We start from the raw sequence: 25,422 nt of genomic DNA on the forward strand, positions 1-25,422 counted from the left end.
TGAAAATAAGTTTAACGGGCTAGCGGCACGGGGCGCTGAGCCGTTGAATCGGGCCGTCTTCCCCGGCAGACAGGCGATAATGCAACGTGCACTGCTGGCCGGGGGCGTCGCCCCAGTTCAGCGTCAGCGCACCGGCATTCCGGTCGCTGCGCAGATACACCTGATTGGCCTGGCCGACCATGCCCACGCTGTTGCCTGCCGCGTCAAGGACGTTGGCGCCCATCGGGATCGGTGCGTTATCGGGCCGCTGCGCGGTGATCAGCAGCGCCTGGCCGCGCACGGTGTTGAAGTGCAGGCGCACCGTGGCACCGGCATAAGGAGCGACGCGCCGCTGGCCGTCTTCCAGTTCCGCTTTGTCGTTCATGCCCTCGGGATTCAGCGCGACGGTGTTGTAGTGATAGGGCACCAGCGACGGTGCCAGGGCGTAGCCGAAGCGATCGACGCGCGCACCCTGGCCGTCCATCACCCGTGCGCCGCTGGCGCCGGGCGCCTCGATCAGGGCGAAGGTATCGCCGACATACGGCCCTAATGTCACGCCGCCGCGGTGCGCCACCACCGCCCCCTGCAGCGACAGGGAGCCTTGTCGGTACTGGCGCGCGGTGGAGAACGAGCCGGTGACGTTGGCGTAAGGCAGACGGGTTTGCAGGTTGCCGCCCCAGATGCTTTGTTGGCGATCGTCATCGGTGGTGAAGTTCAGGCCGTAGCTGACCGGCTGTTCGTCGCCGACGCTGCCCGACAGCGCAGCCTGATAGTTGCCGCCCTGGCCCTGGCTGTGGTTGGCCAACAGCGAGACGCTGGGGGCGGATGACGAACGGCCGAGCGGGAAGCTCAGCGACAGGGCGGTGACGGTCTGCGCGTTCTGCGCCAGCGGCGCGCTGTAGACGTTATCCAGCGGCCCGTAGCCGCGGTAGTCGCCGTTGCTGTAGCCCAGGCTGCGGGTGCGGGTGACGGAGAGGTTAAGCGCCACGCCGTTGCCGAAGGTTTTTCCCCAGCCCAGCTGGAGCTGATTGTCGCGGCCGCGCTGATCGCGGTAGTCCTGAGTCGAGCCGGACATCGTCAGGCTGCCGAACGTCCCCATCCCCTGATTGACGGCGACCTCGAAGCGCGAACGCTGGCGGTAGGAGTCGGACTGCCAGTTTTGGCCGGTAGTGGCGGCGCGCCGTACGCCGAGCACGTCGCTGAGATCGCGAAAGCCTTCGGTGGAGTAGCGGTAGCCGGCGATGGATAAGGTGGTGTCCGTCGGGCTGAAGGTTCGGCTGTAAGAGAGGTGCAGCATCCAACCGGAGGCGCCGCCGTCCGGCAGGCTGGCGTGGGAATAGGTGGTGTCCATGCCGAAGGCGCCCAGCCAGCTGCTGTACACGCCGCCCAGCATCATCGCCTGATAACCGTCCGCCAGCTGGTTGCCGAGGTTGAAGGTCAGGGCGTTGGTCAGGCCGTGCTGCCAGGTCACTTCGCTGAACAGATCGTTGTCGCCGACGTAGCGGGAACGGCCGACGATCGCGGAGTAGCGCGACTGACCGGGGCGGATGGATTCCGGCACCGCGGCGAACGGCACGGTGAAGGTACTGACGCTGCCGTCGGCTTCCGTCACCACCACGGTGAGATCGCCGGCGTAGTTGGTGGCGTACAGATCGTTGATGGCGAACGGCCCCGGCGCGACGGTGGTTTCATACAGCGTGCTTTTGCCCTGCAGCACCGTCACGCGCGCGTTGCTTTTCGCCACGCCGCGTACCACCGGCGCATAGCCGCGCTGTGAATCCGGCAGCATGCGGTCGTCCGAACTGAGCTGAATGCCGCGAAAGCCCAGGCCGGAGAAGAAGTGCCCGTCGGTAAAGCCTTCGCCCAACAGCATTTCGCTGCGCCAGGGCAAAATTGCGCGCTGCACGTAGCGGCGGCTGGTGTCCAGATGGCCGCCGAACTCCCGATCGTAGCGGTAGCTGGACTGCTGGCGGTAGCGCCATAGCCCGAGGTTGAACCCGCCGTTCAGGTTGGCGTAGGTCGAGTCGAGATCGCGGGTTTGCCCCTGTCGATAACTGACGTGGTACTGGTTGAGGTTGTAATTGACGAAGGCCATCGATTCGCCGCTGTCCAGGCTGGCGGGATTGACGCTGCCGCGCGGCTGGCCGTTCAACAGCGCCTGCGGAATGCTCAGATCCAGCCGCAGCCGCGAGATATCGGCGCTCACCGTGATGTCCTTCAGATCCCGACCGGGCAGCAGGCATTCTGCTTCGGCGGCCGCCGGCGGATTTTTCAGCCCGAAGCGCGTCAGCTGCGGCCGATCGAAACAGGGCAGCACCTGCTTGCCTTCGCGCACGAAGCGAATTTGATCGCGCTCGAGAAACTGGCCGTTGAGGTACAGATCGATCTGATAGCTGCCGGGAGCAACGGCGTCCTGCTGGTTGAACTGGCTCAGGGCGCTGTTGCTCAGCACGCTGCCGCGCAGCAGCGCGGGATCGAAGGTATAGCCGTCGGCAGCGGCGCAGCCCAGCGGCAGCGCCAGCAGCGCGCAACACCAGCGCGCAGGCAGCGGCGTCGCCTTGCGGACATCGAACATGAAAACCTCCCTGTCTGGTTTCAGCGCGCGACGTCCAGGGTGCGTGAGATTTCCACCCCATAGTCATTGATGACGCGCAGTGCGACCTGCCGCACCTCCCCGTTCACCGGCCAACTGGCCTGTGAAAACGGCGGGATCAGATCCGCCTGCGGGATGGTGATGCGCTTCGCGCCGCTCAGGATCGCGGCCTGGCTGACGTTGGCGTAGTAGCCGGTCGGGTTGTCGACGCGCAGCGCGTTACCGGCCTGGCGCAGGCTGAGCCGATCGATGACGTGGTTGGCGTCGCCGGCCAACCCGGCGGGGCGATAGAACACCTTCAGCCGATTGGTGACCACCAGCAGCAGTTTGTTCTTGTCGCTGTCCGTCTGGCGCACGGCGGGCACCTGCAGGAAGTTGAGGTAGAACAGCGATTCGCGATCGCGCGGCAGCGGCTGGCCGACGAACGACAGCCGCACCATCTGCCCGCTGTGCGGATTCATGCGGAAGATTTGCGGCGAGGCGACAAAGGGCGCATCGGCGTTTTCCGGCGTGGATTTGGGGTTATTGATGTCGAGCCAGATCTGCATCAGCGCCGGGGTGCCGTCGTCGTTGGTGAACTGCAGCGTTTTTTCCCGCGCCTCGGCGGGGTAGATCACGCGGTTGCCGAGCAGCGTCACGCTGGCCGACGCGTGGGTAGCGGCAAAACTCATTAGGCAAAGCGACAGGGCGGCCCATCGGCGGGCGGAGCGGGTTATCTGCGGCATAAACGTGAACCGATAAAGGGAGCGAGTCATTCAGCGCCGCCCGGCGAAGGGCGGCGCTGGCATCAACAGGTATGGCGCCTGACGCCGGCTTATTTGTAGCTAATGGCGAACTGTGCGGTGGCGATCACCGAACCGGCCGCCACGCCGGTGTCTTCCGCGTAGTAGCGGGCCACCAGGTTCTGCGAGGTGGAGGTGGCGTCTTTGGCCAGCGTCATCGCCGACGTGGTGACGGTCGAACCGCTGGCGAACGACAGCGGCGTGGTGGCGTCGCTGTCCAGCAGTTGAATGGACACTTTGGCCGCATCGCCCGCGTTGCCCAGGTTGCCGTTGGTGGTTGGGTTGTTGCCCGCCAGCACGGTTTTGATCGCCGTATCGCTGGTTGCGGCCGCACAGCCGGTCACGTTGACGGTGAAGGTGGTGTCGCCGGCGGTGGCGCCTTTGGTGGCGAGTTTGCTGGCGGCGACGGTCGGCAGCAGAACGACCGGGTTGGATTGGTTGCCGTTAATATTCACCGAGCAGGTTTGCGTGCTGACTTCGCCTTTAAATTGCACCGTATTGGACGAAGCGGCCGCACAGGCGCCGGAGAGAGCCAGCATGGATAATGCGACTAATTTAACATTCATGTGAAATGCCCTTTAATTTACTTTAGAGAAAAGCTTTCCTGACAGTAATAAATTACTGACGTGCGGTTGTGGGTTAATCATGTTGCGCAATTGTTTTTTAAACGCGTCGGCAAACATGGATTTTCATCCTAACAAACTAAGAATTTTCCCTATAGGTGTTTTGAATAAGGCAATAAGACGAGAAGGCCTGCTGTTACATTTTTTTTCATTTGTGCTTATATCATACAAAATAGAAAATAGATCTATATCATTACGTTGCGATTTTATTGGATCGCCAGTTTTTGTGATTGAAATAATTTGAAACATTCATGCCTTTTTTGCGTATTAATCAACGTGCTGACGGTTGCGTGATTATTTGAAAAACATGTTATCAAGATGTTTTATATCGGTGTGCTTTGCAGGCGAATTACCCCAAAAAAGAGCAGCGACAAGCCGCCTGAGGTGTGGAAGCATGCGTCCATGCTGATAAGGAGAATTAAAGTGAGAGTGATTTATATCGATGGTTCACCGCTGTGCCGGCTGGGCATGAAAACATTATTGGGCGGCGGGGTGATAACCTTATCCTCACCCAATATGAATATCATTAAAAATATAAGCCCGGCGCCTGATTTAATTATTATGGAGTTTCCCCAGGAGATTTACCGGTTCGAGGCGTATTTAAAATTCATTAAATATTCACGCAGTGAATATAAAGACGTCCGGTTACTGTTCTTCATCGATAGGAGTTCACCGCTGATCCTGGCGTTTATCGCTGCGGCGCAGCCGGATGCGATTTTGCACAAACGGGAAGCGCTGCAGGTGGTGCGAGAGACCTGCGCAACGCTGGCCCGCCAGGAGACGAGCGAACGGCACGTGGTGAACCGGCAGCGGGCGGCGGCAATCACGCCTGGCGAGGCGGCGGTGCTGTGTGAAACCGCCCGCACCGAAGATATCCGCCTGACCGCTCGGCGGCTTAACCTGCACCCGAAAACCGTTTATTCGCACCTCAATAACGCCGGCAAAAAGTTCGGCATCCGCAATCGGGTCGAACTGCTGAAGATGATTGCGCTGTTGTAGCGCACCGTTAGCGGGTTTTGCCGACGGCCAGCCGCCATCGCGTGATCTCATCGGCGCCGGGCCCGGCGGCCAGCGCCAGGTTTTTCGGCGGCAGCGATTCGCCGGTCACGGCATCGACCACGCGCAGGGTGGCGGGGTGGCCAGTCGCACGGTCGACCACGCGCAGCGGCGGCCCGGCCAGCTCGGACAGGTTCCACTTGTCGCCAATCTGGATCATCGCCATCACCAGCAGCCCGAGATCTTTTCCCTTCTCCGTCGGCAGGTACTCGTAGCGATCGGGGCGCGTCTGGTATTGCCGCTTTTCGATAAGGCCATGGTTTTCCAGGGCCTTCAGCCGATCGGTCAGCGTATTGTTGGTGATACCGGTCGACTGGCGCAAATCGTCATAGCGCGAGAGCCCCAGCAGCAGATCGCGCATGAGGATCGCGCCCCAGCGATCGCCTAACGCCGACAGCACGTGGGCCACCGAGCACGTCATACCTTCAAACCCTTTTGCTTTCACGTTGCCTTGCCTCCGTTTGCCGCCCTAATGCGGATAATTTTATCGCCTCGGCTTGATCACTTCAATGATTGGAGTTATTACTCTTATTATTAGAGTTTTGTTTGACACCACCTGCCGGCCAGAACGATTGTCGATACCCCGCAGCTTTACCGAGGAGATAACGCGATGCCACTGTGGCAGATTTACCACCCTGAACCGGCTTTCAGCGCCGCCGATAAACGCGCGATTGCGCAGAAGGTCACTGCCCTGTACCAGGACTTTTTGCCGCGCTTTTACGTCAACGTGTTCTTCCACGCGCTGCCGCCAGGTTCGGCCTATCTCGGCGGCGAACCGGCCGATGATTTCGTGCGGGTGACCATCGACCATATTGCGCGCGCCATGGACAACGACGCAGAGCAGCAGCAATTCCTGGCGGCCTGCACCCGCATCCTGCAACCCTACCTTGCCGCGCGCGGGTTGCGCTGGGAGCTGCACGTGGACGAAACGCCGTTCTCGCTGTGGACTATCGAAGGCTTGAAGCCCCCGGCGCCGGGAACGACGGCGGGGGAGAAATGGCGCAGCGAGAACCGGCCTTCGGTGTGGGAGGGGGATAACCGTGAGAAATGGACATAATGAGCAACGGTAAACGCTTGTGGACTATGAAATAATGCGTACTGTATCTGCCGAAAGAAATTGAAAGGCAGCCTCCAAGAGGCTGTTTTTCGGAAGTGTTAGAATGGATAAAAATGTCGCTTGCAGGGAGAAGCCATGTCTCATTCATCAGCGAGGAAAAAAGTGTTGAATACGGCAATGCCGCTGGCACACAGAGCGTCTCACGCGCGCAGTTGTGCTAACCATGTGGCGAACCGATTGGGAATGACTCGCAGTGGGCTTCTAATAAAAGTTGAGAAAGAGTCAGGCTCAAATCTGGAATCACCGTTAACTGAAGAAGAGCTGATGAACGCATTCAACTATATGGAAAGCCTTTAGGATTAGACCGCTTTAAGCCGCACAAACATCTAATATTGAGCGTTCAGATTGGAAAAGAGGCCAGTACCGTTCTTTAAGCATTGATCATGGGATCGGATACTTTAACTCTATTTCAGGCGCATCAGCTAAATACCTGCCAGAGCGGGCCATTAAATAGCCGGCAATCTCTTCGGTTGTCAGGTCAACATGGAACATATCAGGATCCTGGAACCATTCATCCGGCCAAAAAATGAGGTCTGATGGATTGCCATCAAAATTTTTCTCAAGCAGTGCAAGAGCGAAATTTTGTTCGGATTCCTTACTTTTGGCATCAGACACACAGCGAAGTGTTTGAACCAATTCATCCCAGGTAAAATCCGCATAGAATTTTTCCAGATTGAAAGCCATGCGGGCGAACTCCCTGGCACTGGTCCAGGAGGAGAAATCTCTGAAATCTGAAAACGCATAGGGGCATGCAACCTGGCTGTTCCATTCGACTATCATTGCTTCTAAAACGGAATCTTGTTCGTCAAAACCTTCGTCAATTCTTGAAAGTATCTGCTTAGCTTTGTTTGCCAGCTCATTGATCTTTTTGCTACTGACTTTTGTGGGTCTCATTCGGTCAGGTAGAGGCATCGCTAGAATCCTTATCTAACTCACTAATTAACCAAAGATTGTGAAGTCATCTTAATACAGATATTAAAATATTGAATAGCAGAAAATTTAATCATTCTGGATGAGGGGCCTACTGAATAAAACTGTCCGTTGCTCATCGTAACGTTCAGTACGTTGCACTTTTAACATTAGATTCTTATCCAGAGCGCTAACACGCAGAATCGAGAGACAAAAAAATCCACGCCGAAGCGTGGATTTTTCCGTTTCCGGCAGCGGAGAAATACGCTGCGGGGAAGGGATTAGACGTTGAACAGGAAGTTCATCACGTCGCCGTCTTTGACGATGTAGTCTTTACCTTCTGAGCGCATTTTACCGGCTTCTTTGGCGCCTTGTTCACCCTTGTAGGTGATGAAGTCGTCGAAGGCGATGGTTTGCGCGCGGATAAAGCCTTTCTCGAAGTCGGTGTGGATCTTGCCGGCAGCCTGCGGGGCGGTGGCGCCGACCGGGATGGTCCAGGCGCGTACTTCTTTCACGCCGGCGGTGAAGTAGGTCTGCAGGTTCAGCAGCTCATAACCGGCGCGGATCACGCGGTTCAGGCCCGGCTCTTCCAGGCCCAGCTCGGCCATGAACTCGTCGCGCTCTTCGTCTTCCAGCTCGGCGATATCGGATTCCACAGCGGCGCACACGGCAACTACCACGGAGCCTTCGGCATCGGCGATTTTACGCACGGTGTCCAGGTACGGGTTGTTCTCGAAGCCGTCTTCGTTAACGTTGGCGATGTACATGGTCGGCTTCAGGGTCAGGAAGCTCAGGTATTTGATCGCCGCTTTGTCTTCTGCAGTCAGATCCAGCGCGCGCAGCATGCCGGCGTTTTCCAGGTGCGGCAGGCATTTCTCCAGCGCCGCCAGCTCGGCCTTGGCGTCTTTGTCGCCGCCTTTGGCTTTCTTCTGCACGCGGTGGATGGCGCGCTCACAGGTGTCCAGGTCAGACAGCGCCAGCTCGGTGTTGATGACGTCGATGTCTTCGGCCGGATCGACCTTGTTGTTGACGTGAATGATGTTGTCGTTTTCGAAGCAGCGCACCACGTGGCCGATGGCTTCGGTTTCGCGGATGTTGGTCAGGAACTGGTTGCCCAGGCCTTCACCCTTGGACGCGCCTTTCACCAGACCGGCGATGTCGACGAATTCCATGGTGGTTGGCAGAATGCGCTGCGGCTTGACGATCTCGGCCAGCTTATCCAGACGCGGATCGGGCATCGGCACCACACCGGTGTTCGGTTCAATGGTGCAGAACGGGAAGTTGGCTGCTTCAATGCCCGCTTTGGTCAACGCGTTGAACAGGGTGGATTTGCCTACGTTAGGCAGGCCGACGATACCGCATTTGAATCCCATGTTGTAATCACCTTAAATATCTTAACTATCAGCCGGTTAGGTTTAATCGACTGCATAAAGGGCAAAATAATGGCGCCATTATACACGTAATGGGCGTTTATCTCGATCAGACTTGTTTGGCCGGGGCGAGCCCAGCGCCCGCGGCCGGTTTTTATTTGAGATTTGGATCACATTTACCCATACTGGCCGTTCCGATTAACCGACAGGAAACGCGCCGGATGTATTTCTTGCCTACGCCACCCTGAGTTGTGCCCGCCTGCAGTCTGCCGCGCCTTGCGGTACCCCATACCCGCTACGCGGGGAGATGATGTCATCTGTCATAAGTGAATAATGCATGTTTAACCTGAGTAACGTCAGGATCGCGGACGTTAAAAATGAAGTCCTGGCGGGCTTTGTGGTGGCGGTTTCGATGATCCCCGAGGCGGTCGGCTTTTCGCTGGTCGCCGGTCTTTCGCCGATCGTCGGTTTGCATACCGCGTTTATCATCGGCCTGGTCACGGCGCTGTTCGGCGGCAAGCCGGGCATGGTTTCCGGCGCCGCCGGCTCCATTGTGGTGGTGCTGATGAGCCTGGCGGCGCAGTACGGCATGGGCTACGTGCTGTGGGCCACGCTGTTCGCTGGGGCGATTCAAATCCTGATTGGCGCCTTCCGGCTGGGCAAGTTCATTCGTTTGGTGCCGCTGCCGGCGATCCACGGCTTCGTCAACGGTCTGGCGATCGTCATCATGCTGGCGCAGCTGAAGATGATCGCCGGGCAGGGGCCGCTGATGTACGGCCTGGTGGCGCTGGCGATTGCGGTGGTGGTGCTGTTCCCGCGCCTGACCAAGGCCATTCCGTCTTCGCTGGCGGCGCTGCTGGTGGTTTCGGCGTTGGCGATCGGCCTCAATCTGCACACGCTGCGGGTGGGCGATCTGGCGGACATTTCCGGCGCGCTGCCGCACTTCAGCCTGCCGACGGCGCCGTTCACCCTGGAGATGGTGCGGGTGGTGTTGCCCTATGCGGTGGTGATCGCCCTGGTCGGTTTGATTGAATCGCTGCTGACCATGACGGTGCTGGATGAAATGGGCGGCAAGAAGGGGAACGGCAACCGCGAAAGCATCGCGCAGGGCGCCGGTAACGCGGTGTGCGGCCTGTTCGGCTGCTTCGCCGGCTGCGCGATGATCGGCCAGTCGATCATCAACTTTACCTCGGGCGGGCGCGGGCGCCTCTCCGGCACGGTGGGCGCCATCCTGCTGATTCTGTTCGTGGTCAGCCTGTCGCGCTATATCGGCCTGCTGCCGGTGGCAGCGCTGGCCGGGGTGATGCTGGTAGTGTGTTACAACACCTTCGAGTGGAGCTCGCTGCGCCGTTTGCGCCGCATGCCGAAGGCGGACGCGCTGGTGATGATCGCCGTCACGCTGATCACCATCTTTACCGATCTGGCGGTGGCGGTGATCAGCGGGGTGATTATCTCGGCGCTGGTGTTCGCCTGGCAGCAGGCGCGCATCCGCGTGCGCCAGCGGCAGGTGACGGGCGACGTGGCGGTGTATCAGCTCGATGGCCCACTGTTCTTCGGCTCCGCTGCCGCTTTCGCCGAACTGTTCGATCCGCAGAGCGATCCGCAGAATGTGGTGCTGGATTTTGCCGGCACCCGGGTGATGGATTCCAGCGGCGTAGAGGCGATCGATAAGCTGACGGCGCGTTATCTGGCGGCGGGGAAAAGCATTCGGCTGCGCCACCTGAGCGGTGACTGCGTGCGCTTGCTCAAGCGCGCCGGGCCGTTCTGCAGCCATGAGCTGGACGATCCGCAGTATTACGTGGCGGAAGAGGGCTTCACCGCCGATGACCGCCGCGTGAGCGAGGAGACCTTCAACCCGCGCGGCTAAATGCAGGCAGCGGGCAGGGCGCCCGCTGCGGCAAGGTTCAGGCCTGCGCCTTGAAGCTGTGCAGGCGCTGAACGGTTTTTTCCAGCCCGTCCTTCATCAGCATCTCGGTGCAGCGCAGCGACTCGTCGATCGCTTCGTCAATCATCTTCTGCTCGCCGGCCGGCGGTTTGCCGAGCACGAAGCCCACCACCTTGTTCTTGTCGCCCGGATGGCCGATGCCGATGCGCAGGCGGTAGAAATTCGGGTTGTTGCCGAACTTGTTCTGGATGTCCTTCAGGCCGTTGTGGCCACCGTTGCCGCCGCCGAGCTTGATTTTTGCCACGCCGGGCGGCAGATCCAGCTCGTCGTGCGCCACCAAAATCTCGTTCGGCTCGATGCGGTAGAAGTTGGCCATGGCCAGCACCGCTTTGCCGCTCAGGTTCATGAAGGTGGTCGGCACCAGCAGGCGCACGTCGTTGCCCGCCAGGTTCAAGCGGGCGGTGTAGCCGAAGAACTTGCTCTCTTCTTTCAACTGCTGATTGTGGCGCTGGGCCAGCAGATCGACGTACCAGGCGCCGGCGTTGTGGCGCGTCTGGGCATATTCCGCGCCCGGGTTGGCCAGGCCGACTATCAATTTAATACTGCTCACTGGGAGATTCGCTATGATCAGGGTAATGGAAAGGGCCTTAGTCTACCTGCCGGGGCGGCGAATGACAAAATCCGATCTCCGCCGTCGCCTTAGGTAAGAAAGACGAATGATTCATTAGCTGAATAATTCAATTTGTCCGCTAATTTTCAGCGGCGTGTTAAGAAGTGTCAATAATTCTTTACCATTTGTGATCGCCTCCGCAATCCCCTTGCCGCAACAAGGACTATACTTAACTTATCAAAGTGGGTTAACAAGTTGCAGCGTTATCCCGGTTGGCACATGGCAATCATGGAGGTGGCATATGAAACGTAGAAACGCGGACAGAATGGGCAACTTTTTTATGGGGCTGGGCCTGGTCGTGATGATCGGCGGCGTCGGATACTCCATTATTGCTGAAGTATCTCAGTTCGATTTACCGCAATTTTTCGCCCACGGCGCCATCATGAGTATCTTCGTCGGCGCGCTGTTGTGGCTGGTGGGCGCGCGTATCGGCGGCCGCGAGCAAGTGGCGGATCGCTACTGGTGGGTAAAACACTTTGATAAACGGTGCCGTAACGACCAACATCGTTCGTCGCATTGATTAAAAAATCAGAAGGGAAGCGAGAGCAGGGCAAGGGAATATCTGCCGTGCATTAAGGTCTGAGGTCATGTTGGACTACGAGTAGAAAACCCGTTGCTGCGCACGCACCAACGGGTTTTTCTTTTTCTGCTGTCGGGCACGCTATCTTTCCGGCACGGTGGGCGCCGCACCGGAAAGACGACGCATCAATGCTCGAACATCGCAGAGATCGACTCTTCGTTGCTGATGCGGCGGATGGCTTCAGCCAGCATGCCGGACAGGGTCAGAGTGCGAACGTTTTTCAGTGCCTTGATTTCCGGCGACAGCGGAATGGTGTCGCAGACGATCACTTCATCAATCACCGAGTTCTTGATGTTGTCCACGGCGTTGCCGGAGAAGATCGGGTGCGTCGCGTAGGCGAATACGCGCTTGGCACCGCGTTCTTTCAACGCTTCAGCCGCTTTACACAAGGTACCGCCGGTGTCGATCATGTCGTCGACCAGCACGCAGTCGCGGCCTGCCACGTCACCGATGATGTGCATCACCTGAGACACGTTCGCGCGCGGGCGGCGTTTGTCGATGATGGCCATGTCGGTGTCGTTCAGCAGTTTGGCGATGGCGCGGGCACGCACTACGCCGCCGATGTCCGGGGAAACCACGATCGGGTTTTCCAGGTTCTGCTGCAGCATGTCTTCCAGCAGGATCGGGCTGCCGAACACGTTGTCTACCGGTACGTCGAAGAAGCCTTGAATCTGCTCAGCATGCAGATCCACCGTCAGAACGCGGTCAACCCCTACGCTGGAGAGGAAATCGGCAACCACTTTGGCGGTGATTGGCACACGCGCGGAACGCACGCGGCGATCCTGGCGGGCATAGCCGAAGTAAGGGATAACGGCGGTAATACGACCTGCGGAGGCGCGACGCAGGGCGTCGACCATCACAACCAGTTCCATCAGGTTGTCGTTGGTCGGGGCACAGGTGGACTGGATGATGAAAATATCACCGCCGCGTACATTTTCGTTGATTTGCACGCTCACTTCGCCGTCGCTAAAACGACCTACAGCGGCGTCACCAAGGCTGGTGTACAAACGGTTGGCAATACGTTGTGCTAGTTCCGGGGTGGCGTTACCAGCAAAAAGCTTCATATCAGGCACGAGAAGAACCTCAGGCTTGCGTCCAGAGAAGATATTGTCATACGACATCGCCAAGGGGCAGTCGGCGACGCCGGCGCAATATACATACGGGTATGTAAAACTAAAATTGAGACCGCAGGCAGCGCAGGGATAACAGGGCCAGGTGTGCATGACCCTGCGCAGCGAAACGTTGAGCTACGACTCAAACCGCCCGGAACGAATGCGATGTAGTGGGGAGACGTTAACGCCGCGCGCTACAAAACCACACAACCACTCCGGGGCTTGATTTAACACCTGACGGGCGGCGATTTCTGTGTCGAATTCAGCAAACACACAAGCACCTGTGCCAGTCAGGCGTGACGGGGCGTATTCTAACAGCCATGAAAGAAGCTGTTCAACCTCGCGAAAACGTTTTCTTGCGATCGGTTCGCAATCATTTGCGTACGGCGCCTGCAACAGCTCACTTAAGGAGCGAACCGGGGTGTCTCTTTTCAATTCGGGGTCACCGAAGATAACCGGTGTCGGGATGCCGACGCCGGGATGCGCCACCAGATACCACTTTTCTTGCGGCTCGGCCGGCTGCAGACGCTCGCCGATGCCTTCGGCGAAGGCGGCGTGGCCGCGCACGAACACCGGCACGTCGGCGCCGAGGCTGAGCCCCAGCTCGGCCAGTTGGTCGTCGTCAAGACCGCAGCGCCACAGTTCGTTGAGCGCCACCAGTACGGTGGCGGCGTTGGAGGAGCCACCGCCCAAGCCGCCGCCCATCGGCAGACGCTTGTCGATGCTGATGTCGGCGCCGCGCGGTGCGGTCTGCAGGCCGCGCTCATCGCAATAGCGCTGCAGCAGGCGGGCGGCGCGCACGATCAGGTTCTGTTCGTCCGGCACGCCGTCGACCGGCGTCAGCAGATGAATGCGGTCGTCCTGGCGCGGGTCAATGGTCAGGGTGTCGCCGTAGTCCAAGAACTGGAACAGCGTCTGCAGCAGGTGATAGCCGTCTTCACGACGGCCGGTGATGTACAAAAACAGGTTGAGTTTCGCGGGGGAGGGCCACTGGCGAATCATTTGAGCGTCCAGTTATCCATTTTCAGCTTGATGCGCTGCTCGCCCTGCTGCAGTTCCAGGCGGTTCGGCAGCTTCGGCTGTACCTCGTTGCTGTAGCTCTGGTAATCCACTTTCCAGGTTTGGCCGCCTTGCTGGTAAGTCAGCTTGCTCAGGCGATATTGGTCATCCAGCGCAAAATCGTTGGCTTCGCCCGGCAGGCCGAGCATCCACTGGCGCAGGTTGTTCAGCGGGATCGCCATGCCGGTCAGCTTGCGGATCATCTCGTCCGGGTTGTCGCTGACGTAGCGTTTGCCCTGGTTGTCGGTCAGCTGCACCACGTTTTTCTGCACGTTGAGATCCATTTCCGTGCTGCCCAGCGGGTTGGTCAACAGCAGACGATAGCGCTCCGGCGAGAACTGCTGCCAGAAGAAGCGGGCGTAGACTTTTTTCTGATCAGACAAGTAGGCGAAGGAGCCGCGGGTCTGATAGGTGCTGAGCTGCTGCACCGCCTGCTCATGGGCGCGCCACTGCGGAGAAGTCGGGCTGGTGGCCGGGCCGGTCGGCTTGGTGGTGGTACAGGCGGCCAGCACCAGGCTGGCCAGCGGGATCAGACGGAGCAAACTAACTTTGCGTATTGGCATAACTTTCTCTTGTCCTTTTGTCCTTGCGGGCATGCGCGACGAAACCCGGATTCAGCGCTCACGCTAACGGGGCGGCGGCGGCGCGTCAATGTCTACTAAGACTAGTAAGGATACGTAATGTTGGTAGGATAACGCCAGACCCGCTGTTTAACTTTCACAATGCTGCATATATTGAGCTATTTCCGAACGATATCTGAGACATGGGCATTGGCTTGCGGGGTATTGGGGATATTCTGAAATTTCATATAACGTTGATAACTGGCGAGTATGCATCGTGATGCGAGCAGACTGCAGAAGAAGGCAGTATTTACCTATCTCTTGCTAACGTCGTCTTTCTAAAGCAGAAAATGACAGAAAAGGTGGGGGAGTTCCGATAGAAATCTCACCTTTTTAACAGGGTGTGTGAATGGGTAACTGATTGCAAAATACTAAAAAAATGCTACCATTTTAAACCTTTAGTGCATCATAGAGACTCTTTTGTGAATACATTACCCAGCCAGAAGGCCGCAAAGCTTAAATGTCTTGATTCTGTCAGGGGAATTGCCAGTCTGGCGGTTGTACTTTCCCATTTATCATTGATTTATTTTATATATCTGCATAATTTTTCTGGTGGGGCGATTCCTGACGCTTATCCTGTTCAAAAATATTTGCATGATTCTTTTTTGGGTTTCTTTTATTCTGGCAGTTCGGCGGTGTTCGTTTTCTTTGTCATGAGCGGAATCGTGCTGTCGCGAGGTATCGAAAAGAAAAGCGATGAATATTATTTGATAACTTCCTTTACGCGATATTTCAGGCTGGCCATTCCGGCTACGTTTTCTTGCTTATTGATGCTTCTGGTTTTGTTGTTTATCTCTGAGGGGACGCGAGAGTTTCCCGGTGTGTCGGCATGGCTCGATCCTTTCCTCATCAGTGACCCCTCTTTGATTGGTGCATTTACCTATGGCGCTCTGGGATCTTTCATCGGTGGTTCCGTTTGGGATGGATATATATATAACCCCGTGCTTTGGACGATGAAAATTGAGTTAATTGGCTCATTATTCATCTATATGGCCTGCATCGTTTACAAAAGAAGCAAGTGGCAATCATTGTCTCTGTTCCTGCTGGCATCATTGGCTATAGTACCTTTTAGTATCCCCATTGCATTAGGGATGATATGTTTCTTCTTTGGATTTGTTTACTCGGCCTTTAATATTACCTATAAGAATAATTACGTTGGCCTTGTGCTCCTTATCATTGGGTTGTATTTTGCCGGCGTCCACAACGATAGCGTAAGCTATAGTTGGGTAACCAAATTCCTTGGCTATCGTTCGTATATGTTCCTCAATTTTCTCTCAGGCATATTTATTGTCTACGGCGTGTTGACCAGCCATTCTCTTAGTCGGATGTTGGAAAATAAGGGGTTGGTTTATTTGGGTAAGCTCTCGTTCCCCATTTATATCATCCACATTCCCGTGATCATTTTGACGATCTATTTGACCCAAGGTTTTGCGACGGCGACCGTCGCCAGTATGCTGAGCGTTTCGGCTATCGCGATCGCCGCCACTTTGCTGCTCGCGCGGTTTGTGGTGCCGGTAGATGATTTTTCCATCAGCTTCTCGAAGCGCGTGTATAACAAAATCATCGGGTTGCGAATGGTCAGGAGAACTGAGTAATCCACGACGTGCGTCGGGCCGCTGTGCTGGGGGCTCGACTGCCGCCTTGTCGAACGTATTTTTAATCCCGCACAGCGGAGTTTTTAGTTCATAATTTGGCTATGACGTGCCGTTCTGCCTGCAATTCGCGCGGCGTCCCCAGACGATCAGCGAACGTAAAGCGTTCGCTGTTCTGACAACGTTATGAATTTATTGATTTTCATTGATTGATTTCATTGATGACAACGATTGAACGGAAGATGCGGTTGTTGCTTTTATTGATCCCGCGCATCAAGTAGAATGCCGTTCAACGAGAACCCGTACCAACAGAAGTATTACTCGAAGCAATGACCCTGCTGGCGTTAGGTATAAATCACAAAACCGCTCCGGTTTCTCTGCGTGAAAGGGTGACCTTCTCGCCAGAGTCCATCGATGAGGCGCTGACCAGCTTGCTCCAACAACCGTTGGTGCAGGGCGGCGTCGTGTTGTCCACCTGCAACCGCACCGAGCTGTACCTCAGCGTAGAGCAGCAGGAACACATGCACGAGCAACTGGTCGCCTGGCTGTGCGCCTACCACAACCTGCGCCCGGAAGAGGTGAAGAAAAGCCTGTACTGGCATCAGGGCAACGACGCGGTCAGCCATTTGATGCGGGTGGCCAGCGGGTTGGACTCATTGGTGCTGGGCGAACCGCAGATCCTCGGGCAGGTCAAAAAGGCCTTCGCCGAGTCGCAACGCGGCCAGTCGCTGTCCGGCGAGCTGGAGCGTCTGTTCCAGAAATCCTTCTCCGTCGCCAAGCGCGTGCGTACCGAAACCGACATCGGTGCCAGCGCGGTCTCCGTGGCTTTTGCCGCCTGTACACTGGCGCGCCAGATCTTCGAATCGCTGGCCGATCTCAACGTCTTGCTGGTGGGCGCCGGTGAAACCATCGAGCTGGTGGCGCGCCACCTGCGCGAACACAAAGTGCGGCACATGATCATCGCCAACCGCACCCGCGAACGCGCCCAGCTGCTGGCGGACGAAGTCGGCGCGGAGGTGATCACCCTGCCGGAGATCGACGAACGCCTGGCGGACGCCGACATCATTATCAGTTCTACCGCCAGCCCGCTGCCGATCATCGGCAAGGGGATGGTGGAGCGCGCGCTGAAGGCGCGCCGCAACCAGCCGATGCTGCTGGTGGATATCGCCGTACCGCGCGACATCGAACCGGAAGTCGGCAAACTGGCCAACGCCTATCTGTACAGCGTGGACGATCTGCACGCCATCATTCAAAGCAACCTGGCGCAGCGCAAAGCGGCGGCGGTGCAGGCGGAATCGATCGTGCAGCAGGAAAGCACCAACTTCATGGCCTGGCTGCGCTCGCAGGGCGCGGTGGAAACCATCCGCGACTACCGTTCGCAGGCCGACCAAATTCGCGCAGAGATGGAGGCCAAAGCGCTGGCCGCCATCGCGCAGGGCGCCAACGTGGAGCAGGTTATTCACGAGCTGGCCCATAAACTGACCAACCGTCTTATTCATGCCCCTACCAAATCCCTCCAGCAGGCCGCCGGCGACGGCGACGTGGAGCGGTTGCAGTTATTACGCGACAGCCTCGGGCTGGATCAGCATTAGTTTTCTCTATTAACAGGGTTTATTACCACGCATGAAGCCTTCTATTGTTGCCAAACTGGAAGCGTTACAAGAGCGCCATGAAGAAGTGCAGGCGCTGCTCGGCGATGCCGGCGTTATCGCCGACCAAGACCGGTTCCGCGCGCTGTCGCGAGAATACGCGCAGCTGACCGACGTCAGCCGCTGCTTCCTGGAATGGCGTCAGGTGCAGGAGGATCTGGAGACGGCGGAAATGATGCTGGACGATCCGGAAATGCGCGAGATGGCGCAGGAAGAGCTGAAACAGGCGCGGGCGACCAGCGAAGAGCTGGAACAGCAGCTGCAGGTGTTGCTGCTGCCGAAAGATCCGGACGATGAGCGCAGCTGCTTCCTCGAAGTGCGCGCCGGCACCGGCGGCGATGAGGCGGCGATCTTCGCCGGCGATCTGTTCCGCATGTACAGCCGCTATGCGGAAAGCCGCCGCTGGCGCGTCGAGGTGATGAGCGCCAACGAAGGCGAACACGGCGGTTTCAAAGAAGTGATCGCCAAAGTCTCCGGCGACGGCGTGTACGGTCAGCTGAAGTTTGAATCCGGCGGCCACCGCGTGCAGCGCGTGCCGGAAACCGAATCCCAGGGGCGCATCCACACCTCCGCCTGCACCGTGGCGGTGATGCCGGAAGTGCCGGAAGCCGAGCTGCCGGACATCAACCCGGGCGATCTGAAAATCGACACCTTCCGCTCCTCCGGCGCCGGTGGCCAGCACGTTAACACCACCGACTCGGCAATCCGCATCACCCACCTGCCGACCGGCATTGTGGTGGAGTGCCAGGACGAGCGTTCACAGCACAAAAACAAAGCCAAGGCGATGTCGGTGCTGGGCGCGCGCATTCGCGCCGCCGAGATGGCCAAGCGCCAGCAGGCCGAGGCGTCCACTCGCCGCAACCTGCTGGGCAGCGGCGACCGTTCCGACCGTAACCGCACCTACAACTTCCCGCAGGGGCGGGTGACCGACCACCGCATCAACCTGACGCTCTACCGCCTGGACGAAGTGATGGAAGGCAAACTGGACATGCTGATCCAGCCGATCGTGCAGGAGTATCAGGCCGATCAGCTGGCTGCGCTGTCCGCCGAGCAAGAGTGATGGACTATCAACACTGGCTGAAAGCCGCCGCCGCGCGTTTGATCCACAGCGACAGCGCCCGGCGCGACGCGGAAATCCTGTTGGGTTTCGTGACCGGCAAGGCCAGAACCTTCCTGATGGCGTTCGGTGAAACCCTGCTGACGCCGCCGCAGCAACAGCAGCTGGAGACGCTGCTGGCGCGCCGCGAACGCGGTGAGCCGGTGGCCTATCTGGTGGGCGAGCGCGAATTTTGGTCGCTGCCGCTGTCGGTTTCACCCGCAACGCTGATCCCACGCCCGGATACCGAATGCCTGGTGGAGCTGGCGCTGGCGCGCCTGCCGCCGCAACCCTGCCACTTCCTCGATCTCGGCACCGGCACCGGCGCCATCGCGCTGGCGCTGGCCAGCGAGCGCCCGGACTGTTCGGCTATCGGCGTCGATGTGCAGCCGGAAGCGGTCGCGCTGGCGCAGCACAATGCGCACAAGCTGAAGATCGACAACGTCCGATTTCTACAGGGCAGCTGGTTTGTGCCGGTGGCGGGGCAACGCTTCGCGCTGATCGCCAGCAATCCGCCCTATATCGACGCCGCCGATCCGCATTTGTCGCAGGGCGACGTGCGCTTCGAGCCCGGCAGCGCGCTGGTCGCCGCCGATCGTGGGTTGGCGGATCTGGCCGCCATCGTGCGCCAGGCGCCGCACCATTTGCAGCCCCAGGGCTGGCTGCTGTTGGAACATGGCTGGCAGCAGGGCGAGAGCGTGCGCGCGCTGCTGCAGGCCGCCGGATTTTCCGCTGTCGCCACCCACCGTGATTATGGCGACAACGACCGCGTGACGCTCGGCCAATGGCCGGGATAAGCGCCTCTCATAATAACGACGCCCGAGCCATTTAAGGGAGCATCATGACTGCATACACCGCGTTGAAACATTTCCATTTGCTGACGGTCGCCATCAGTATTACCTTGTTTGTGCTGCGTTTCTTTTGGCAGTGGCGCCGCTCGCCGATCATGGGCCGCCGCTGGGTCAAGGTAGCGCCGCACCTGAACGACACGCTGCTGTTCGTCAGCGGCATCGCGCTGGTGGTGACGTTCGGGTTTTATCCGCTGCTGGGTATGGACTCATGGCTGACCGAGAAGCTGTTTGGCGTTATTATCTATATCCTGCTTGGCTACGTCGCATTGGGCAAGAAGACCAAAAGTCAGCGGCTGCGAACCGTGGCGTTCGTGCTGGCGTTGGGCTGCCTGTACCTGATAATTAAACTTGCCACGACGAAAATACCGTTTCTGATGGGATACCTATGAGTAGCATTGCTGATTTTGAATTTAACGCCTCGCCGCTGAGCGAAGGGGTGATCCTGGTGTCGCAGTCGGTGCGGCGCGATTTCCCGGTTGCCGACGTGGAGCGCAAGCTGCAACAGCTGGTGGACGAAGCGCGCGCGGCGGTGCCGGTCGATATCACTCAGGAGCAGCAACTGGATGCGCTCATCGAACTGTTTTACAAGACCTGGGGATTCGGCGGCGCCAGCGGCGTGTACCGCCTGTCGGACGCCATCTGGCTGGACAAGGTGCTGGAAGCGCGGCAGGGCACGCCGGTCTCGCTGGGCACTATCTTCCTGCATATCGCCAACGCGCTGGACCTGCCGCTGCTGCCGGTGATTTTCCCCACTCAGCTGATCCTGCGCGCCGACTGGCTGGACGAAGAGCTGTGGCTGATCAACCCGCTGAACGGCGAAACCCTGAGCGAACACCAGCTGGAAGTGTGGATCAAGGGCAACCTGGGGCTGGGCGCCGAGCTGGAAGACGACGATCTCGACGAGTCGGAGAACATCATGGTGGTGCGCAAGATGCTCGATACGCTGAAGGCCGCCCTGATGGAAGAAAAGCAGCTGGAAATGGCGCTGCGCACCAGCGAAACGGTGCTGTGCTTCGATCCGGAAGACCCGTACGAGATCCGCGACCGCGGGCTGATTTACGCCCAGCTGGAGTGCAACCATATCGCGATTTCCGACCTCAACTATTTTGTCGAGCAGTGTCCTGAAGACCCGGTCAGCGAAGTGATCAAAGTACAGATCCACTCGATTGAGCCGAAACAGGTGACGCTGCATTAATTCAATGACTCCGTGCAGTTTGCAAGGCGACGGTTACAACCTTAACAAAGGCGAAAGCATGAAACAGAAAGTGGTTAGCATTGGCGATATCGACGTAGCAAACGATCTGCCGTTTGTGCTGTTTGGCGGTATGAACGTGCTGGAATCGCGCGATCTGGCGATGAGCATCTGCGAACACTACGTCACCGTGACGCAAAAACTGGGCATCCCTTACGTATTCAAAGCCTCTTTCGACAAGGCCAACCGTTCTTCCATCCACTCGTACCGCGGTCCGGGCCTGGAAGAAGGGATGAAGATCTTCGAAGAGCTGAAAAAAACCTTCGGCGTGAAAATCATCACCGACGTGCATGAAGCGGCGCAGGCGCAGCCGGTTTCCGAAGTGGTTGACGTGATCCAGCTGCCGGCCTTCCTGGCGCGTCAGACCGATCTGGTGGAAGCGATGGCGAAAACCGGCGCGGTGATCAACGTCAAGAAGCCGCAGTTCGTCAGCCCGGGGCAGATGGGCAACATCGTCGACAAGTTCAAAGAAGGCGGCAACGATCAGGTGATCCTGTGCGATCGCGGCAGCAACTTCGGCTATGACAACCTGGTGGTCGACATGCTGGGCATCAACGTGATGAAGAACGTGACCGGCGGCCATCCGGTGATCTTCGACGTGACCCACGCGCTGCAGACCCGCGATCCGTTCGGCGCCGCGTCCGGCGGCCGCCGCGCTCAGGTGGCCGAGCTGGCGCGCGCCGGTATGGCGGTTGGCCTGGCCGGCCTGTTCCTCGAAGCGCACCCGGATCCGAAAAACGCCAAGTGCGACGGCCCGTCCGCGCTGCCGTTGGACAAGCTGGAGCCGTTCCTGGCGCAGATGAAAGCCATCGACGACCTGGTGAAGAGCTTCCCGGAGCTGGATACCAGCAACTAAGCGTTCGTCGCCATAAAAAAAGCCCGACTCGTCGGGCTTTTTTACGTTTAGGCGCCGGTGGCCGCCAGCGCTTCCGGCAGCGTCGGGTAGAACTGCAGGCGGCCCTCGATCGGCTGCACCCGCGCACGCGCCAGGGTTTTCAGCGGCTGGAACGGGACGTCGGTGATCACCAGCTTTTTGTCCGCCGGCAGCACGTCGATAAAGCGCCGCAGGGCGCTCAGGCCGCCGGCATCGAGCACCGGCACCGCATCCCATTGCAGCACGATCGTGCGGTAGCCTTCGCTGCGCGCCAGCAGTTCGGTAAAGATGCGCTCGGCGGCGGCGAAGAACAGAGGGCCGTTCACCCGCAGCACCAGGCGGCCGTCGCCGGCGCTCAGCTCGCTCAGCCGCGTCATGCGGGCGATGCGGCGCATAAACAGCAGCGACGCCAGCACGATGCCCACGGTAATGGCGATCACCATATCGAACAGCACCGTCAGCGACATGCACAGCAGCAGCACCAGAATGTCGTCCTTCGGCGCTCGGCGTAGCAGGTAAATCACCTTGTGCGCCTCGCTCATGTTCCAGGCGACCATCAGCAGCAGTGCCGCCATCGCCGCCAGCGGCAGGTAAGAGAGCCACGGTGCCAATACCAGCAGCGCCAACAGCACCAGCAGCGCGTGGATGATGGCGGACACCGGCGAGGTGGCGCCGGCGCGCACGTTGGCCGCCGAACGGGCAATCGCGGCGGTGGCGGTAATGCCGCCGAAGAACGGCGCGATGATGTTGCCCGCACCCTGGCCGATCAGCTCGCTGTTCGAGTTGTGCTTCTTGCCGGTCATGCCGTCGAGCACCACGGCGCACAGCAGCGATTCGATCGCGCCGAGCATCGCCATCGAAAACGCCGCCGGCAGCAGGGCGGAAACGGTTTGCCAGCTCAGGGTGAACGGCTGCCCGCCGCCGCCCGGCAGATCCCAGGGCAGCAGCAGCTGCGGCAGGATCGGCGGGATGCCCTGGCCGCTGCTGCCGTCGGCCAGCAGGTAGCTGAAGCGCGAGCCGATGGTCGCCACCGGGTGGTCAAACAGCGCCAGCAGCCCCATCAGCGCGGTGCCCGCCAGCAGCGCCGGCAGGTGGCCAGGCACCCGCAGGCCGAGCTTGGGCCAGAAGATCAGGATCAGGAGCGTCACCGAGCCGATCAGGGTATCGCCGAAATCCAGCGTTGGCAGCGCCTGCAGTAGGGCGTACAGCTTGCCGACGTAATTTTCCGGCGTGTGCGCCAGCTGCAGGCCGAAGAAGTCCTTGATCTGCATGGTGGCGATGGTGATGGCGATACCGGAGGTAAAGCCGAGCGTCACCGGCAGCGGAATGTACTCGATCAGCCGGCCAAAGCGCGCCAGCCCCATCAGCAGCAGAAACACCCCGGAGATCAGCGTGGCGACCAGCAGGCCGGCCAATCCGAACTGCTGCGAAACCGGATACAGGATCACCACGAAGGCGGCGGTGGGGCCGGAGACGCTGTAGCGCGAACCGCCGCTGACGGCGATGACGATCCCGGCGATGGCGGCGGTATACAGGCCGTACTGCGGCGGCACGCCGCTGGCGATCGCCAGCGCCATCGCCAGCGGGATGGCGATAATACCGACCGTCACCCCGGCGATAGCGTCTTTCAGCAACCGGGCCAGGCTATAAGGTTCCCGCCAGCAGGCGTCTATCAGCGCGCTGAAGGGGCGAATTTTGTTTATTTTATGCGTTTTCATCTACGGTGCGTACCAAATCTTCAAAAGTGAAAGGAATGGCGGGCCCGATGAGGTCCGTCTTGTCACGTGACAGATACCATACGCCTTTTGTTCAGCGGATTACCAGACCTGTGTCAATTTGGCGCAGGAAATCAGAGAGTCGCCCTTTTGTTTGGCGCTAAATGCGGATAACAGATAAGTCAGCCGCAGATTCTGCGGCTGAAAAGGAAATGAATAATCAAGGTTTTAACGGCTAGTGGAGCGCGGGTAGGGATAAGCCGAGAAAGTGGGCTAAAGTGCTTACCAGCAGCTGGTGATCTTCCTTCTGCGGCGCGCCGGAAATGCTGATGCTGCCGACGCAGCCGAGGCCGGCCAGGGTGAGCGGGAAGGCGCCGCCGTGCACCGAATAGTCGCGCACGCTCAGCCCGTAGCGCTCTTCCAGCGACGTTTGCCGCTGCTGCAGGCGCAGGCCGATGGCGTAAGAGCTTTTGTGAAAATGATTCACCAGATTGCGCTTGCGCCGCACCCAGTCGGCGATGTCTGGTGTGGCGCCCGGCATGGCGTAATAAAACAGCGTCTGCCCGGCCAGTTGGATCTCGATAGCGATGCTCAGGCCGCGCCGCTCGGCGGCGGTTTTCAGCGCCGCGCCCAGCTCCCAGGCGGTGGCGGCGTCAAAATGGGTAAAGGCCAGCGTCGCTTCCTGTTCGCTGAGCGCCTGCAGTTCATCGTCGATATTCATGCGGTTCTCCCCCGATAACACAAAGCACAGAGTAGCCTGAAGCGCGCATCGTGAGATAGACGGCTTGGCGATAAGATAGAACTGCTACTCTATTAATAGACTGTGTAAAATAGCCGCCGCCGAAGCGGAGACGACAGGGATGCGTTATTCAACGTCTGCATATCAACCCCTGGCGATCCCGAGGAGCCGCTGACTATTTATGACCTACATTGCGTCCATTCCCGCCATTTACAGCGACGCCTGCATTACCTACGCCACGCTGTCGGTAAGCTATTTCGTTCTCAGTAAAAACGCGCCTTTCTCCTATCGCTCTGCGCTGTGGAAGCGCGTCGTATTCGGCCTGTTGGCCGGGGTGGCGGTGCTGTATTTAAGCCAGGACCGGCTGGAGCTGACCGATAAGGTGCACTACAGCTTTTCGATGATTCCGATGATCCTGGTGACTTTTTTCGGCGGCGGCATCAGTGGGCTGGTGAGCTTTTTGTTCGCCATGGCGCTGACCGGCGGTTTCACCGTCGATAACCTGTTTATCGCCTCAATCCTGGTGCCGTTGCTGCTGTCGCGCGTGTGGCTGAAGAAATCCCACTGGGTGTTTTACCTGACGATCGGCGCCATCGCACTGTATCGCATCGCGGTGGTGTGGCTGCTGGTGGACATGAGCGGGCTATGGCTGGACGTGTTGCTGTACCAGGCGGTTTCCGCGCTCTGCCTGGCGATTTGCTACCATGCGCTGAATTTCAAAGAGCGCCACATCTACGCCTATTTCGCGATGCGCGCCCGCGCCACGACCGACAGCCTGACCCATATCAACAACCGCGCCAGCGTCGATTACCACCTGATGCTGCAGCGCGCCGAACGCCGCCCGTGCGGGCTGATGATCCTCGATCTGGATGATTTCAAAAAGATCAATGACACCTACGGCCACCCGGCCGGCGACGTGCTGCTGGCCAGCGTCGGCCGGCTGCTGCAAAACAGCGTGCGCAACGAGGACTTCGTCGGGCGTTACGGCGGCGAGGAGTTTATGGTGATCACCGCCAGCTACGATCCGCTGGTCATCGGTGGGGTAGCGGAGCGCATTCGCAGCGCGGTGGAGAGCTCGACGTTCTTGCTGAATGCCCACGATGAAGCGCACATCACGCTGTCGATCGGCGTGTCGCTGTATCTGCCCGGCATGACGCTGGACAAGGCGATCGCCATGACCGACGAAGCGTTATATGAGGCGAAGCGCAGCGGTAAAAATCGGGTGGTGACCAGCCGCGTGATGCAGCTGGCGCCGCTGGGCGCCGGTTTCCCGCGCGAATAAGCCGCCTCCCGCCGCGC

The 25,422-nt window shown here is 58.9% G+C and carries 24 protein-coding genes; 12 read left to right on the forward strand and 12 right to left on the reverse strand.

Going from position 1 to position 25,422, the window contains the following annotated elements; translation table 11 throughout:
- Window positions 1-19: 19 nt before the first annotated feature.
- The 3 genes from ACJ8QI_RS05790 to ACJ8QI_RS05800 form a co-directional block, all read right to left on the reverse strand.
- Window positions 20-2,554, reverse strand: a complete 2,535-nt coding sequence (locus ACJ8QI_RS05790) for a fimbria/pilus outer membrane usher protein (protein WP_442532200.1) — start codon at window positions 2,552-2,554, stop codon at window positions 20-22.
- 20 nt (window positions 2,555-2,574) lie between these two features.
- Window positions 2,575-3,243 (reverse strand): fimbrial biogenesis chaperone, encoded by a 669-nt coding sequence (locus tag ACJ8QI_RS05795; protein ID WP_442532201.1) that lies wholly within the window; start codon window positions 3,241-3,243, stop codon window positions 2,575-2,577.
- A gap of 143 nt (window positions 3,244-3,386) precedes the next feature.
- Entirely contained in the window at window positions 3,387-3,920 is a 534-nt protein-coding gene (locus ACJ8QI_RS05800) for a fimbrial protein (RefSeq protein WP_015377562.1), read from the reverse strand.
- Window positions 3,921-4,538: 618 nt separating this feature from the next.
- Here ACJ8QI_RS05800 and ACJ8QI_RS05805 point away from each other — a divergent pair.
- Window positions 4,539-4,976: a helix-turn-helix transcriptional regulator gene (locus ACJ8QI_RS05805; protein ID WP_442532202.1), complete on the forward strand. Its 438-nt coding sequence runs from the start codon at window positions 4,539-4,541 to the stop codon at window positions 4,974-4,976.
- 7 nt (window positions 4,977-4,983) lie between these two features.
- Here ACJ8QI_RS05805 and ACJ8QI_RS05810 read toward each other — a convergent pair whose 3' ends face one another.
- The gene (locus ACJ8QI_RS05810; RefSeq protein WP_442532203.1) at window positions 4,984-5,478 is read right to left on the reverse strand and encodes a winged helix-turn-helix transcriptional regulator; all 495 of its coding nucleotides are present in this window, start codon (window positions 5,476-5,478) and stop codon (window positions 4,984-4,986) included.
- Window positions 5,479-5,643: 165 nt separating this feature from the next.
- Here ACJ8QI_RS05810 and ACJ8QI_RS05815 point away from each other — a divergent pair, with 165 nt between their 5' ends.
- Window positions 5,644-6,090: a tautomerase family protein gene (locus ACJ8QI_RS05815; RefSeq protein ID WP_193158982.1), complete on the forward strand. Its 447-nt coding sequence runs from the start codon at window positions 5,644-5,646 to the stop codon at window positions 6,088-6,090.
- 441 nt (window positions 6,091-6,531) lie between these two features.
- Here ACJ8QI_RS05815 and ACJ8QI_RS05820 read toward each other — a convergent pair whose 3' ends face one another.
- On the reverse strand, window positions 6,532-7,062 hold the full coding sequence (locus ACJ8QI_RS05820) for a hypothetical protein (protein ID WP_442532204.1): 531 nt from the start codon (window positions 7,060-7,062) through the stop codon (window positions 6,532-6,534).
- Window positions 7,063-7,340: 278 nt separating this feature from the next.
- Window positions 7,341-8,432, reverse strand: coding sequence for a redox-regulated ATPase YchF (gene ychF / locus ACJ8QI_RS05825; RefSeq protein WP_004941048.1), 1,092 nt, complete (start codon window positions 8,430-8,432; stop codon window positions 7,341-7,343).
- Between the two features lie 334 nt (window positions 8,433-8,766).
- On the opposite strand from ychF, the gene ACJ8QI_RS05830 reads away from it, so the two are divergent.
- Entirely contained in the window at window positions 8,767-10,296 is a 1,530-nt protein-coding gene (locus ACJ8QI_RS05830; RefSeq protein WP_060419382.1) for a SulP family inorganic anion transporter, read from the forward strand.
- Window positions 10,297-10,333: 37 nt separating this feature from the next.
- On the opposite strand, the gene pth is transcribed toward ACJ8QI_RS05830, so the two are convergent.
- Complete coding sequence (pth, locus tag ACJ8QI_RS05835; RefSeq protein ID WP_028128042.1) at window positions 10,334-10,924, reverse strand: aminoacyl-tRNA hydrolase; 591 nt, start codon at window positions 10,922-10,924, stop codon at window positions 10,334-10,336.
- A gap of 301 nt (window positions 10,925-11,225) precedes the next feature.
- On the opposite strand from pth, the gene ychH reads away from it, so the two are divergent.
- Window positions 11,226-11,504: a stress-induced protein YchH gene (gene ychH / locus ACJ8QI_RS05840; RefSeq protein ID WP_025160276.1), complete on the forward strand. Its 279-nt coding sequence runs from the start codon at window positions 11,226-11,228 to the stop codon at window positions 11,502-11,504.
- A gap of 185 nt (window positions 11,505-11,689) precedes the next feature.
- Here the strand turns inward: ychH and prs are convergent, their stop codons facing one another.
- From prs to lolB, 3 genes are all read right to left on the reverse strand, one after another.
- Window positions 11,690-12,637 carry a ribose-phosphate diphosphokinase gene (gene prs, locus ACJ8QI_RS05845; protein WP_004941061.1) on the reverse strand — a complete coding sequence of 316 codons (948 nt, stop codon included), beginning with the start codon at window positions 12,635-12,637 and terminating at the stop codon, window positions 11,690-11,692.
- Between the two features lie 174 nt (window positions 12,638-12,811).
- On the reverse strand, window positions 12,812-13,678 hold the full coding sequence (gene ispE / locus ACJ8QI_RS05850; protein WP_060452860.1) for a 4-(cytidine 5'-diphospho)-2-C-methyl-D-erythritol kinase: 867 nt from the start codon (window positions 13,676-13,678) through the stop codon (window positions 12,812-12,814).
- Window positions 13,675-14,298, reverse strand: coding sequence for a lipoprotein insertase outer membrane protein LolB (lolB, locus tag ACJ8QI_RS05855; protein WP_442532205.1), 624 nt, complete (start codon window positions 14,296-14,298; stop codon window positions 13,675-13,677). The genes ispE and lolB overlap by 4 nt, the downstream gene beginning before the upstream one ends.
- Window positions 14,299-14,777: 479 nt before the next feature.
- Between lolB and ACJ8QI_RS05860 the strand changes: the two genes are divergently transcribed.
- The 7 genes from ACJ8QI_RS05860 (at window position 14,778) to kdsA (ending at window position 21,651) form a co-directional block, all read left to right on the forward strand.
- On the forward strand, window positions 14,778-15,950 hold the full coding sequence (locus ACJ8QI_RS05860) for an acyltransferase family protein (protein ID WP_193776813.1): 1,173 nt from the start codon (window positions 14,778-14,780) through the stop codon (window positions 15,948-15,950).
- Window positions 15,951-16,276: 326 nt separating this feature from the next.
- Window positions 16,277-17,539, forward strand: coding sequence for a glutamyl-tRNA reductase (gene hemA / locus ACJ8QI_RS05865; protein ID WP_033638164.1), 1,263 nt, complete (start codon window positions 16,277-16,279; stop codon window positions 17,537-17,539).
- Between the two features lie 31 nt (window positions 17,540-17,570).
- A complete protein-coding gene (gene prfA, locus ACJ8QI_RS05870) occupies window positions 17,571-18,656 on the forward strand; it encodes a peptide chain release factor 1 (RefSeq protein ID WP_019454779.1) in 1,086 nt (361 codons plus the stop codon).
- The gene (prmC, locus tag ACJ8QI_RS05875) at window positions 18,656-19,489 is read left to right on the forward strand and encodes a peptide chain release factor N(5)-glutamine methyltransferase (protein ID WP_336843352.1); all 834 of its coding nucleotides are present in this window, start codon (window positions 18,656-18,658) and stop codon (window positions 19,487-19,489) included. Before prfA ends, prmC begins: the two co-directional genes overlap by 1 nt.
- A gap of 41 nt (window positions 19,490-19,530) precedes the next feature.
- Entirely contained in the window at window positions 19,531-19,932 is a 402-nt protein-coding gene (locus ACJ8QI_RS05880) for a SirB2 family protein (RefSeq protein WP_170310367.1), read from the forward strand.
- Complete coding sequence (gene sirB1 / locus ACJ8QI_RS05885; RefSeq protein WP_038872030.1) at window positions 19,929-20,738, forward strand: invasion regulator SirB1; 810 nt, start codon at window positions 19,929-19,931, stop codon at window positions 20,736-20,738. Before ACJ8QI_RS05880 ends, sirB1 begins: the two co-directional genes overlap by 4 nt.
- 58 nt (window positions 20,739-20,796) lie before the next feature.
- On the forward strand, window positions 20,797-21,651 hold the full coding sequence (kdsA, locus tag ACJ8QI_RS05890) for a 3-deoxy-8-phosphooctulonate synthase (RefSeq protein ID WP_038872048.1): 855 nt from the start codon (window positions 20,797-20,799) through the stop codon (window positions 21,649-21,651).
- A 47-nt stretch (window positions 21,652-21,698) separates the two neighbouring features.
- Here the strand turns inward: kdsA and dauA are convergent, their stop codons facing one another.
- Entirely contained in the window at window positions 21,699-23,387 is a 1,689-nt protein-coding gene (gene dauA / locus ACJ8QI_RS05895; protein WP_442532206.1) for a C4-dicarboxylic acid transporter DauA, read from the reverse strand.
- Between the two features lie 232 nt (window positions 23,388-23,619).
- Window positions 23,620-24,105, reverse strand: coding sequence for a heme-degrading domain-containing protein (locus ACJ8QI_RS05900; RefSeq protein WP_038877820.1), 486 nt, complete (start codon window positions 24,103-24,105; stop codon window positions 23,620-23,622).
- 199 nt (window positions 24,106-24,304) lie between these two features.
- Here ACJ8QI_RS05900 and ACJ8QI_RS05905 point away from each other — a divergent pair, with 199 nt between their 5' ends.
- Window positions 24,305-25,405 carry a GGDEF domain-containing protein gene (locus ACJ8QI_RS05905; RefSeq protein WP_049202546.1) on the forward strand — a complete coding sequence of 367 codons (1,101 nt, stop codon included), beginning with the start codon at window positions 24,305-24,307 and terminating at the stop codon, window positions 25,403-25,405.
- Window positions 25,406-25,422: the final 17 nt, after the last annotated feature.

It is taken from the genome of Serratia sp. CY84636, from assembly GCF_052166245.1.
Taxonomy (GTDB): domain Bacteria; phylum Pseudomonadota; class Gammaproteobacteria; order Enterobacterales; family Enterobacteriaceae; genus Serratia; species Serratia nevei.